Annotated in this window: 10 protein-coding genes and 1 tRNA gene; 3 read left to right on the forward strand and 8 right to left on the reverse strand. The window is 69.2% G+C overall.

Annotated features, from left to right (window positions below; translation table 11 throughout):
* The first annotated feature begins 343 nt into the window (after positions 1-343).
* Positions 344-416: transfer RNA gene (locus KIH27_RS01685), tRNA-Arg, on the forward strand.
* 165 nt (positions 417-581) lie between these two features.
* Here KIH27_RS01685 and KIH27_RS01690 read toward each other — a convergent pair.
* A complete protein-coding gene (locus tag KIH27_RS01690) occupies positions 582-884 on the reverse strand; it encodes a hypothetical protein (protein ID WP_214091189.1) in 303 nt (100 codons plus the stop codon).
* 687 nt (positions 885-1,571) lie between these two features.
* On the reverse strand, positions 1,572-3,539 hold the full coding sequence (locus KIH27_RS01695; RefSeq protein ID WP_214091190.1) for a hypothetical protein: 1,968 nt from the start codon (positions 3,537-3,539) through the stop codon (positions 1,572-1,574).
* Positions 3,540-3,833: 294 nt separating this feature from the next.
* Here KIH27_RS01695 and KIH27_RS01700 point away from each other — a divergent pair, with 294 nt between their 5' ends.
* Positions 3,834-4,784, forward strand: coding sequence for a DUF1254 domain-containing protein (locus tag KIH27_RS01700; RefSeq protein ID WP_250149451.1), 951 nt, complete (start codon positions 3,834-3,836; stop codon positions 4,782-4,784).
* Here KIH27_RS01700 and KIH27_RS01705 read toward each other — a convergent pair.
* Genes KIH27_RS01705 through KIH27_RS01730 form a run of 6 tightly spaced genes read right to left on the reverse strand, consistent with a single transcriptional unit; the run spans position 4,781 to position 10,148 of the window.
* On the reverse strand, positions 4,781-5,203 hold the full coding sequence (locus KIH27_RS01705; RefSeq protein WP_214091192.1) for a hypothetical protein: 423 nt from the start codon (positions 5,201-5,203) through the stop codon (positions 4,781-4,783). The two genes, KIH27_RS01700 and KIH27_RS01705, sit on opposite strands and share 4 nt — an antisense overlap.
* The gene (locus KIH27_RS01710) at positions 5,200-5,637 is read right to left on the reverse strand and encodes a type II toxin-antitoxin system Rv0910 family toxin (protein ID WP_214091193.1); all 438 of its coding nucleotides are present in this window, start codon (positions 5,635-5,637) and stop codon (positions 5,200-5,202) included. The genes KIH27_RS01705 and KIH27_RS01710 overlap by 4 nt, the downstream gene beginning before the upstream one ends.
* A 4-nt stretch (positions 5,638-5,641) precedes the next feature.
* On the reverse strand, positions 5,642-5,854 hold the full coding sequence (locus KIH27_RS01715) for an antitoxin (RefSeq protein WP_214091194.1): 213 nt from the start codon (positions 5,852-5,854) through the stop codon (positions 5,642-5,644).
* A gap of 25 nt (positions 5,855-5,879) precedes the next feature.
* A complete protein-coding gene (locus KIH27_RS01720) occupies positions 5,880-8,291 on the reverse strand; it encodes an HAD-IC family P-type ATPase (protein ID WP_372451285.1) in 2,412 nt (803 codons plus the stop codon).
* Positions 8,279-9,400, reverse strand: coding sequence for an MBL fold metallo-hydrolase (locus tag KIH27_RS01725; RefSeq protein ID WP_214091196.1), 1,122 nt, complete (start codon positions 9,398-9,400; stop codon positions 8,279-8,281). Before KIH27_RS01725 ends, KIH27_RS01720 begins: the two co-directional genes overlap by 13 nt.
* Positions 9,401-9,416: 16 nt before the next feature.
* Positions 9,417-10,148, reverse strand: coding sequence for an enoyl-CoA hydratase (locus KIH27_RS01730; protein WP_214091197.1), 732 nt, complete (start codon positions 10,146-10,148; stop codon positions 9,417-9,419).
* A 25-nt stretch (positions 10,149-10,173) separates the two neighbouring features.
* Between KIH27_RS01730 and KIH27_RS01735 the strand changes: the two genes are divergently transcribed.
* On the forward strand, positions 10,174-11,643 hold the full coding sequence (locus tag KIH27_RS01735) for an acetyl-coenzyme A carboxylase carboxyl transferase subunits beta/alpha (RefSeq protein ID WP_214091198.1): 1,470 nt from the start codon (positions 10,174-10,176) through the stop codon (positions 11,641-11,643).
* Positions 11,644-11,683 lie beyond the last annotated feature (40 nt).

The following is an 11,683-nucleotide window of genomic DNA, read 5'->3' on the forward strand; positions in this document are numbered from 1 at the left end:
AATCCCTCAACAACACCCTCGACCGCACCCTCTACGGCGGCCGCATGACCGCACACACCGCCACCCGACAACACGCCGTCATGATCGGATTCGCCCTCGGCCGCAACGCCATCGCCAACTACCTCCACCAACGGCGACAACAGCAGCCCGCGACCGCCGCCTGACCACCCACCAGGGCACACCGATGCCCTCCGACCGGTCACACCAGCCCCAGAACGCACATCAACCCCGCCCGCAGCTCCAGCAACGCCAAAAACCCTCACCCGGCGCGCCCCCAGCACCGCACGCCAAGCGCGCCGGGCGATCCACTAGAGTTTTCAACACCTATTCACACAGGTCCCCCGCCCCCGTAGCTCAGGGGATAGAGCACGGCTCTCCTAAAGCCGGTGTCGCAGGTTCGAATCCTGCCGGGGGCACTATCTAGCAGCGAAAATGCTGGTCGAGACGCCCGATGAGCATCCGGGCCGGCGGCATGGATGCAGCGGTGCCGGAACGCGGTGACCTGATCGCGCTTCGTGAGGCTCGACGCGCAGCCGCATCGCGCACGAACCACACGCAATCGACCGCGACCGGAAGTCCAGTTACCCCCCGGACGGCTCGGGAAGACTCAAAAACGTCTTGATCGCGTCGATGATGGGCAGGCCTCTGCTGAGACTCGACGGGGCCCCCGGGCCACTGGCGATCACCATCTTGTTCCCGTACTGGGTCATGGTCCAGCCCAGGATGCTGACTCCCTCGAATATCCAGGCCAGCCACTGCTCAGACTGCTCACGCCAATCGTCAGGCGGAGGAGCACTGATCAGGGCGTCGACGCCTTCAGCGGGTATCGGCGGATGACCGCTTTGCCAGTCGGCGAAACTGCGCTTCGAAGTGTTCGGGTTCACGCAGGAATTATTGCGCAACGTCTCTGCCCGCAGAAGTCCCGTTTGGGCCATCGCCGAGAATCAGCCGGGACGACTGCCAACGGCGACTAACCCGCATTTGTTGGGACGCAACACCTTCACGGACGGCGGCAAACCTTCAACGGCGTTAAGCCCGCAGGCAGGTGTCATGGCACCAAACGCCGGACCGCGTCACGGCAATCCCCAGCTCCCGGCGGCGACGTCGTCGAAGATCGCGCTCCCCGTGCCCGGAATCTGTTGCAGCGCCCCGAAGATGCTCTGCGCTCCGGTGCGAATGCCTGGCTGATCGTCGCCGGGTCCCCGCTCGTCAGCGCCTCGACCAGATGGTATGCAGCGGTCTGCGACCGCAGCACCAGACCCTGTTACCGCACGAACAGATCGGTCAGCAGGCGCGGATGCGCCGGCACCGACGCCCCCCGCCCAGTTCAGCAGTGTCCAGCTGCCGCACGCCCACTACTCCGGCGCAGTGGACTCCTCCGGTCGACAGCAACTGCATCTGCAGCGGTCCGCACAGCAATCGCACTGACATTGGCATTCGGCGCATCGCACACTCATCCCACCAGGCTAGAACGCATCCGCCCCACCGAAGCCGGATTGCCAAGTCCCTTCAAGGCAACCCGCAGCTGCCGGTGGCGACGTCGTCGACGATGGCACCGATCCGTGCAGCCATCACGCGCCGCCGAAGAACTCGCCCGGATTCAGCAGCAACGAGCCCAGGTCACCGAGCGTCATCGGCGGGGTGTTCGCCACCAGATCGCTCATGTTCGCCCACTCATGTGCCGCGGTGGCGCCCAGTTCGGTCGGGAAGTTGTTGTTGGCGGTCAGGATCGCGGTCGCCAGGTCGTCGCGGGCGTTGAGGAACCCGGCGAGGATGCCGTAGCTCGGGTTGAGCAGCGACTCCTGCAGCGCCGTGCCGACGTTCTGCCCGGTCAGCAGCGCCAGCACCGGTGCGATACCGGCCCACTGCATCGGCAGGCTGATGTCGCTCCAGGCCAACTGCAGGTTGTCGAGGATCGCCGTCCAACTCTGCGTCGGGTGGTCGGTGAGGTCCTGGGTGACGGCGTCCCAGTTCGGGCTCAGCGCGTCGGTCAGCCGCAGTGCGATCGGGGTGGCCGGCTGCTCGCCGAACACCTTCTGGAAGTCGTCCTCGCCGACCAGCCCCTTCATCCCGTACAGCAGGCCCTCCTGCAGCAGCCACGCCGGCTGGGCGTGCATCCGCGAGGCGTCCAGGGCGTAGTCGAAGGAGAACACCCGCTGTGCCATGTCCGCCGCGTACTCCTCCGGGCTGACGGTCGGGGTGTCGGTGGGCAGGTATTTGGCGACGTCGGCGACGTCGACCAGCTGGGTCGTCACGCCCTCGCCGTAGGGGTCGGCACCGTCGGGCAGGTTCTCGAACCGGGCGAAGATCTCCCCCCGGGTGGTGTCACCGGAGTCCAGCCAGTTCGCCACCCCCGGGTTGGTGGCGCTGACGACGTAGTAGGTGTAGCCATCGGCGGAGTGGAACGCGGTGGTGTTGTTCAGCGTGGTCTGCGACAGGGTCGACGGCAGGCCGCCGCCGAACACGTTCATCAACTCGATGCCGCTGTACCCGGCGGCCACATCGGGCACCTTGACGATCAGCGCCTGGCCGGGATCGAGATCGAAGTTCCCGGCCGACACGGCCGCGCTCGGCAGGCCGGTCGGGAACAGGTCGGTCTCCGACTGCAGCGCACTCATGGAGTTGACCGGTTCATTGATCCCGGCGATCTGCGCCAACCCGACGTTCATGTCGTTGAACTGCGGGACGATCTGGGCGAATGCGCCGAACAGGGTGCTCAGCAGCGAATCGATCGAGGTGATCTTGGTGCCGGCCACATCCGTCACCGCGTCGCCGCCGTCGGGGGTGGGCAGCAGGCCGCCACTGGGGATCGCGAAGAACGGCGGGCAGTCCGAGATGCACTGCAGGCTGACGTTGGACCCGCCCTGCGCCCAGTTGCCCATCATGTCGCGGATCAGCAGCGAGGCGGCGCCGCTCTGAGTGGCGGTGGTGTCGTCGAGGAAATTCGCCGCACCCGGCGGCGCGGTGGGGCCGATGTAGACGGTGAACGTGCCGTCGGGGTTGACGACCAGACCGTGGTCGAGTTCCAGGCTGCCCTGGGTGACCGCGGATGCGCCGTCGATCTTCTCGGTGGCGATCGCGAACGCCTCGGTTCCGCCGCCGAGGGTGCCGGTCAGCTTGTAGGTCGCACCCTCGTGCAGCCCGGCGGTGACGTGGTAATAGATGTCAGGGGTGAAGAACTGGAAGTACTGGCGGGTGTCGGAGGCGTCGGCGGCCACCACCTCCGGGGACTGGAAGAACCACCCGTTGAACAACTCGGTGACCCGGGATATCCCCGACATCAGCAACTCGTAGTTGGTGTTCTGCAGCATCGTCGTCACGACGCCCTCGCTGCCCTCCGGCGCGAATGGCAGGGCGGCGTCCTTCGCCGCGGCGGCGTGGACGGCGTCCAGCAACTCCTGCAGGGTCGGCTGGAACGAGTCCGACGACGTCAGCGTCACGGCACGGGTGGTCGCAGCAGCCGACAGTGGTGCGCCGCCCCCGACCGCCAGCGCGCTGCCGAGCGCGACGACGACAACTGCGTTATTGATGATCCTCACGGCCACTCCCCCAGGGCTGTCTCATCACAAATTCGACGTTTTATGGGCTAACTCTCATTTCGGACCATACGTGCGACGACGGACACGTGCAAGCGTTCACGCCCCCGCAGAGTTCGCTGTCTTTACCGACACCGGTCGGTAGCGGCAGGTAGGTTGCGCTGCATGGCCAAACGATGGGTTTCCACGGTCAGCATGGTGGCGGCGGCGCTGATCTTCACCGGCTGCGGATTGACGGTGACGAAAGCCGGCCCGGACAAACTGGTGGACGACGCCCCGCGCAGCACCCCCAACGGAATGGTGCTGGTCTCGCCGGACAATTTCGTGCGGGCCGCAACCGACGAGCAGTTCACCCGGATCGTCAACGAGAACGGTTTCGGCCGCTTCTACCACTGGCGCGACTTCACCCCGATCGACCGCCAACTGGTGGTCCGCCCCAACCGGGACACCCTGTATTCCGCGGCCGTGTTCGACCTGCAGGCGGCGCCGGTGACGATCACACTGCCCGACCCGGCACAACGCTTCATGTCCGCGCAGGTCATCAATCAGGACGAGTACATCACCGACGTGTTCTACGGCGGCGGTCAGCACACCCTGGACCGCAAGGACGTCGGCACCCGCTACGTGCTGGTCGCCGTCCGCACGCTGGCCAACCCGCGGGATCCCGGCGATCTGGCGGCGGCGCGCGCCCTGCAGGACGCGATCACCGTGCAGCAGAACGACTCCGGCACGTTCGAGGTGCCCCGCTGGGATCCGGTCAGCCAGAAGAAGGTCGGCGACGCGCTACTGACCCTGGCCGAGACGATCCCCGACACCCGGGCCATGTTCGGGACGGCGCAGGACACCGACCCGATCCGCCACTTGATCGGCGCCGCCTCGGCGTGGGGCGGCAACCGCGAACAGGACGCGCTGTACCTGAACGTCACCCCGGCCCGCAACGACGGCAGCACCGTCTACCGGCTGACCGTGAAAAACGTTCCGGTGCAGGACTTCTGGTCGATCAGCGTGTACAATCGGGACGGCTACTTCACCGCGAACCCGCAGCAGTCCTACTCGATCAACGGCGACACCGCCACCAAGTCCGACGACGGATCGGTGACGGTGCAGTTCGGCGGTTGCACGCCGGGCGTCGTCAACTGCCTGCCGATCACCCCGGGCTGGAACTATCTGGTCCGGCTCTACCGGCCGGAACCGCAGATCCTGTCCGGCCAGTGGACGTTCCCGGAGGCCCAGGTGAGCGGCGGCTAGCGCGGCCGGCCGCCCAGCACCGACGCCAGCGCCCACACCGAGCAGGCCACCGCGCCGGCCGCGCTCGCCACACCGACGTACAGCCCGTACCCGGCGCTGATCGGGCCGGCCACGTTGAGCCGGTAGTAGAAGACGATCAGTGCAGCGATCGTCAGCGAAACCGTCAGCGCCGCAACCGCTGCCGAGCGGGCGAACAACTCCCGGCCGATCATCGCGCCGGCCACCAGCAGGACGGCGGCCAGCAGCATGAGCAGTTGCCCGACACCGAACCGGGGCGGCAGCGCCACACTGCCGGCGGTGCCGCCGATCGCGCTGGCGTGCCCGCCACCGTTCGCCGCGGTGGTCAGCCACGGCAGCCAGCCGCTGACCGACAGGATCACGGCGAACAGCGCGACCAGCCAGCCGGGGCGCAGCGTCACACCCCGGCGAACACCGAGACGAACCGGCGCAGCGACTCGTTGATGTCACTCTTGAGCGCGCCGGCCACCAGCATGCCGATGGGGCCGAACAGCGCCGGGCCGCCGAGGTGCACGTCGAAGCCGACCACCGAACCGTCGTCGGTGGGGGTCACCCGGGCCAGCATCTTGACCTTCACACCGCCGCGGCCGACGCCGTTGAGCGTCATCGTGTTCGGCGGCTTGTAGTTCACGATCGTCCACTGGATCCGGTTCGGCATGCCCATGACCTCGACGATCGAGTCGATCACGGTGCCCTTCTCGATCTCCTCGGGCAGCACGCTGCGCCACACCCGGTGGATCGTCAGCCATTCCTTGTACCGCGACAGATCCGAGGCGTGCGCCCACGCCTCCTCGGGCGGCAGCGGGACGTCGATGGATCCGGAGAGCTTCGCCATCGGGTCAGGCCTGCGCGCTCTCGTCGGTGCCGTCGGCCAGTGCCTTCTTGGCGGCGTCCTTCGCGGCATCCTGCGCCTTGTCGACGACCCCGGCGAACTTGCCGTCGGTCTTCTCGTCGATCAGGTCACCGGCCTTGTCGATGGCCGCCTCGGCCGCCTGCCCGATCTTGTCGGCGTTCTGCGCCAGCAGCCCCTTGGCCTTGTCCATAAAACCCATGATCAGTCCTTTCGCCCCGCAGACCCTATCGCCCGGCAATTGTCGCCGGTGCCGACTCCCGCCACAACTTGGGTCGCTCCCCGAGCAGGAGGCCCTGCGCCCACCACAGCCCCTCGATGGCGGCGGCACCGAGTGCCCCGACGCCCAGGGCCACCGACGTCAGCGCGACGTTGGACGGATCCAGCAGGAACTTCTCCCGGGCCAGCGGGATCGCGAAGATCGCCACGTAGGCCAGGCCGCAGCACGCCACCAGGATCAGCCGCCACCACTGGTAGGGCCGCGCCACCACCGCCAAAACCCACACCGCGGTGACCAGCAGGGTGATCAGCGCAGTCGTCGACGCCTGCAACTGCTCGGCCGGCGTCGCGGCGATGCCGTGGTAAGCGATCAGGTAGGAGCCGAACGTGGCGGCGCCGACGATCAACCCCGCCGGCAGCGCCCCGGTCATCACTCGCCGGACGAACCCGGGATGCGCGCGCTCGTTGTTGGGCGCCAGCGACAGGATGAACGACGGGATGCCGATGGTGAACCACGCGGCGATCGTCACGTGGATCGGCTGGAACGGGAACAGCATCGGTTTGGTGTGAAACAGCACCGACCCCAGCCCGGTCAGCCCGACCAGCAGTGCGAGCAACACCGAGTACACCGTCTTGGTCAGGAACAGGTTCGCGACGCGCTCGATGTTGCCGATCACCCGCCGGCCCTCACCGACCACGTAGGGCAGGGTGGCGAACCTGTTGTCCAGCAACACGATCTGCGCGACGGCCCGCGCCGCCGGACTGCCGGACCCCATTGCCACCCCGATGTCGGCGTCCTTGAGCGCCAGCACGTCGTTGACGCCGTCGCCGGTCATCGCCACCGTGTGGCCGTCACCCTGCAACGCCGCCACCATCGCCCGCTTCTGATCTGGACGCACCCGGCCGAACACCGTGTGCGTCTCCAGCGCGGCGGCCAGGCCGGCGGTGTCATCGGGCAGTTGCCGGGCGTCCATCGCGTCGGCGACCAGCCCCAGCTTGCCGGCGACCGCACCCACCGACACCGCGTTGTCTCCGGAGATCACCTTCACCGAGACGTCCTGGGTCGCAAAGTAATCCAGGGTGGCACGGGCGTCGTCGCGGAGCTTCTGCTCCAGCACCACCAGGGCCACCGGGGTGACCTCACCGGGCGCCTGCGGATCGTCGACCGGCCGGTCGCTCGCGCCCAGCAGCAACACCCGCAACCCCTGCGCGCCGATCCGCTCGGCCCGGGCGGCCGCCGGCGACGCCGGGTCGAGCAGCACGTCGGGGGCGCCGATCAGCCAGTTGCCGTTGCCGCCGTAGGAGATTCCGCTCCACTTGGTGGCCGACTTGAACGGCGCGGTGGCGGTCGCGGTCCACTCCGGCGCCGACGGGAACGCCTCGGCGATGGCCGCGATGCTCGCGTTGGGCCTCGGGTCGGCGGCGGCCAGCGCGGCCAGCGCTTGCTCGGCCGGCAGCCCGCCGTCGAGGTTGACGGTCTCGGCGACCCGCATGCCGTTCTCGGTGAGCGTGCCGGTCTTGTCGGCGCACACCACGTCGACCCGGGCCAGCCCCTCGATCGCCGGCAGTTCCTGCACCAGACACTGCCGTCGGCCCAGCCGGATGACGCCGACCGCGAAAGCCAGCGACGTCATCAGCACCAGGCCTTCGGGAACCATCGGCACCAGCGCCCCGACCATCGCCAGCACCGACGCCCGCCAGCCGACGTCGGTGGTGAACAGCTGGGTGTAGATGATCAGCAGGCCGGCCGGGATCAGCAGGTAGGTGATGAACTTCAGGATGGCGTCGATACCGCTGCGCAGTTCGGATTTGACCAGGGTGAACTTGCTGGCCTCCTCGGCCAGTTTCGCCGCGTACGCGTCGCGGCCCACCCGGGTGGCCCGGTAGGCGCCGGCGCCGGCGACCACGAAGCTGCCCGACATCACCTGGGCGCCTACGTGTTTGCCGATCGAGTCAGCTTCACCAGTGAGCAGCGACTCGTCGACCTCCAGATCGGTTTGCTCGACGACCTCGCCGTCGACGACGATCTGGTCGCCGGGACCGATCTCGATGACGTCGTCGAGCACCACGTCGGCGGGAAGCAGCTCCGCAGTGCCGGATCGTCTGCGCACCAACGGTTTCGCCTGGCCGACGATGGCGAGTTTGTCCAGCGTCTGTTTGGCGCGGATCTCCTGCACCATGCCGATCACCGAGTTGAAGACGATCAGCAGGCCGAACAGCCCGTTGATCAGCGACCCGGTGGTCAGCACGATCGCGAACAGCACACCGAGGATCGCGTTGATCCGGGTGAACACGTTGGCGGCGACGATCTCAGCGACGCTGCGCGCGGCCCGCGCCGGGACGTCGTTGGTCTGGCCGGCGGCGATCCGCCGGGCGACGTCGTCGTCGCTGAGACCGACGGCGATCGTCACACCCGCCACCACCGCTCCAGCGGCGCCCGGTTCTGCAGGTCGACGCGCTCGCCGGGCTTCGGCACCGCCACCGGCACGTCGTCGCCGGCCGCGGCCAGCAGTCGTTCCACCGGCTCGGTCCAGGGGTGCGGCGCCAGGCGGAACGTGCCCCAGTGGATCGGCAGCAGCGTCGACGTGGTGGCGCCGTTGAGGTCCCGGTGCGCCCGGACCGCCTCCTCGGGGTTCATGTGCACGTCCGGCCAGGCCCGGTTGTAGGCGCCGATCGGCAGCAGCGTCGCATCGAACGGACCGTGCTCAGCGCCGATCCGGCCGAAACCGGCGGTGTAGCCGGAGTCGCCACCGAAGTAGACCCGGTGCGCAGGCCCACCGATCACCCAGGACGACCACAGGGTGGTGTTGCGGGTCAGGAATCGCCCGGAGAAATGCCGGGCCGGGGTGCAGGTCAGCGTGAGTCGGCCGATCCGGGTGTGCTCATCCCAGTCGAGTTCGACGACGCGGTGCGGGTCGATGCCCCACGCCCGCAGGTGCGCGCCGACGCCGAGCGGGACGACGAACGGAGCGCGCTGGGTGCGGGCCAGCGCGGTGACGGTGTCGATGTCGAGATGGTCGTAGTGGTCGTGGCTGATGACGATCGCATCGACGGCCGGCAGCGCCGAGAGCTCCACCGGCACCGGATGCATCCGCTTGGGTCCCAGCGCATCCGATGGCGAGCACCGTTCGCTGAAGACGGGGTCGGTGAGCACCCGGTAGCCGTCGACCTCGACCAGCGCTGTCGCGTGCCCCAGCCAGGTGACCGCCAGCGCTCCGGGTGTGCCGGGAAAGTCCGGTGCTGCCAGTGGAATCGGGATCGGCCCCCGGCTGGCCGCCCGGCCTCGGAAAAGTTCCCACAGCACGAAGCGCTGCTCCTCGGTGTCGAGGTTCAGCAGCGACACCCGCTCGGCGTTGTGGAAGACGCCGTCGCGGTAGTGCGGCGAACGGGCGGCCACCCGATGGATGGCGGCCGGGTCGGCTCCCAGCGCGGCGGGAGCCCCGCGCAGCGCGCGCAGCGTCCACCCGCCGGCGACCAGCGCCGCCGCGCCACCCGACATCCGAGCCAGCCGCACCGCCCCCCGCAGCATGGTCGTCAGCTCCCGGTCAGGCGCCGTGGAAGGTCGGCGGACGCTTCTCGATGCGAGCCATCTGGGCTTCGATGACGTCCTGACTGGCCCAGGCCCGGTCGAACAGTTCCTTGTGGACGGGCCACTGGTCCTCATAGGCGCCGTCGTCGTTGAGCACCCGCTTGGCGTGCTGCAGCGCCAGCGGAGCCAGCCCGGCGATCTCCTGCGCCCAGGCCTGCGCGTCGGCCAGGGTGCCGAGCCGGTTCGCCATCCCGGTCACCAGCGCGTCGGCGGCGGGCAGCTTCTCCGCGGTGAGCATCATCGCCCGCGCCCGGCCGTAGCCGGCCAGGGTGGCGAGCCGGCGGATGCTCCAGTTGTCCAGCGCCAGACCGTATTTGGCGACCGGGAACTGGAAGAACGCCTCGGGTGCCACCACCCGCAGGTCGCAGACCATCGCCAGTTGCAGCCCGGCGCCGATCGCCGGGCCGTTGATCGCGGCGACCACCGGCATCGGGAATTCGTCGATCGACTTGTGCAGCGCGATCAGCTTGTCGGGGTAGTCGGCGGCGAACGCGTCGCCGGACAGATCGGCACCGGCGCAGAACACCGTGCCCTGCCCGGTCAGCACGATCGCCCGCACATCCTCCTTCGCAGCCTGCTGCACGGCCTCGCGCAGACCGTCGACCAATTCGGAGTTCAAGGCGTTGCGGCGCTCGGGGCGCTGCAGTTCAAGGGTCAGGACGCTGCCGTCGCGGGTAACACCGATCATGGGGAGAGCCTATTAGGGTCGGGGAATGAGCCGGATCGGGGCCGATGAACTGCGCGAGGCGGTGCTCGATCCCGGCTCGTTCCTCAGCTGGGACACCGCACCGGTGACGACGCCCATGAGCGCTGAATACGCCGCCGAACTGGCCGCCGCTCGCGCCGCCACCGGCCGCGACGAGGCGGTGATCACCGGGGAGGGCCGGGTGGCCGGCCGACGGGTCGCGGTGATCGCCGGTGAGTTCGCGTTCCTGGCCGGATCGATCGGGGTGGCCGCCGCCGAGCGGATCACAGCGGCGGTTACCCGCGCCACCGCCGAGCGGCTGCCGCTGTTGGCCTCCCCCAGTTCCGGCGGCACCCGGATGCAGGAGGGGACGGTCGCGTTCCTGCAGATGGTGAAGATCGCCGCGGCGGTGGAACTGCACAAGCGCGCCCACCTGCCCTACCTGGTGTACCTGCGGCATCCGACCACCGGCGGGGTGTTCGCGTCGTGGGGTTCACTGGGACATGTGACGCTGGGCCAGCCGGGTGCGCTGGTCGGGTTCCTGGGACCGCGGGTGTACGCGCAGCTCTACGGTGAGCCGTTCCCACCGGGAGTGCAGGTCGCGGAGAACCTGCAGGCCCACGGGGTGATCGACGGGGTGATCCCGCTGAAGTGGCTGCGCCGCACGCTGATCCGGGCGCTGAAGGTGATCTGCGATCCGCCGGGACCGCCACCGCCGCCGGTCCGGTCGCAGCCGGTGCCGGATGTCCCGGCCTGGGATTCGGTGCTGGCCACCCGCCGCCCGGATCGGCCCGGGGTGGGCATGCTGCTGCGGCACGGCGCCACCGAGCGGGTGCTGCTGTCGGGTACCGGGGTGGGCGATGCGGCCACCACGCTGCTGGCGCTGGCCCGGTTCCGCGGCCAGCCGGCGGTGTTGGTCGGCCAGCAGCGCCGGGTCGGTGGGATCGTCGGGCCGGCGGCGCTGCGCGAGGCACGGCGCGGGATGGCGCTGGCCGCCGGTCTGCGGCTGCCGCTGGTGCTGGTCATCGACACCGCCGGGCCGGCGCTGTCCGTCGAGGCGGAGCAGGGCGGGCTGGCCGGGGAGATCGCGCACTGTCTGGCCGAGCTGATCACGCTGGACGTCCCGACGGTCTCGGTGCTGCTGGGCCAGGGCAGCGGCGGCCCGGCGCTGGCGATGGTGCCGGCCGATCGGGTGCTGGCCGCGACGCACGGTTGGCTGGCTCCGCTGCCCCCGGAGGGCGCCAGCGCCATCGTGTACCGCGACACCGACCATGCGCCGGAGCTCTCCGCGGCGCAGGGCATCCGGTCGGCGGATCTGTTGGCCGCCGGGATCGTGGACGTGATCGTGCCGGAGTGCCCGGACGCCGCCGATGAGCCGATCGACTTCGTGAAGCGGGTGTCGACGGCGATCGCCGGTGAGCTGTCCGCGTTGCGCGGCGTGCCCGACGCGCAGCGGACGGCCACTCGGTTAGCCCGCTACCGCCACATCGGGCTCTAACCCCCGCGATTTCGGCGCGGTCCGTCCCGCTGAGCGACGC

The organism is Mycolicibacter acidiphilus (assembly GCF_018455725.1).
In the GTDB taxonomy this organism is placed as follows: domain Bacteria; phylum Actinomycetota; class Actinomycetes; order Mycobacteriales; family Mycobacteriaceae; genus Mycobacterium; species Mycobacterium acidiphilum.

Coding starts and splice junctions, on each gene's coding strand:
- KIH27_RS01700 (WP_250149451.1), top strand. CDS start 3,834: ATGGTGCTGGTCTCGCCGGACAATTTCGTGCGGGCCGCAACCGACGAG.
- KIH27_RS01710 (WP_214091193.1), bottom strand. CDS start 5,637: ATGGCGAAGCTCTCCGGATCCATCGACGTCCCGCTGCCGCCCGAGGAG.
- KIH27_RS01715 (WP_214091194.1), bottom strand. CDS start 5,854: ATGGGTTTTATGGACAAGGCCAAGGGGCTGCTGGCGCAGAACGCCGAC.
- KIH27_RS01725 (WP_214091196.1), bottom strand. CDS start 9,400: ATGCTGCGGGGGGCGGTGCGGCTGGCTCGGATGTCGGGTGGCGCGGCG.
- KIH27_RS01730 (WP_214091197.1), bottom strand. CDS start 10,148: ATGATCGGTGTTACCCGCGACGGCAGCGTCCTGACCCTTGAACTGCAG.
- KIH27_RS01735 (WP_214091198.1), top strand. CDS start 10,174: ATGAGCCGGATCGGGGCCGATGAACTGCGCGAGGCGGTGCTCGATCCC.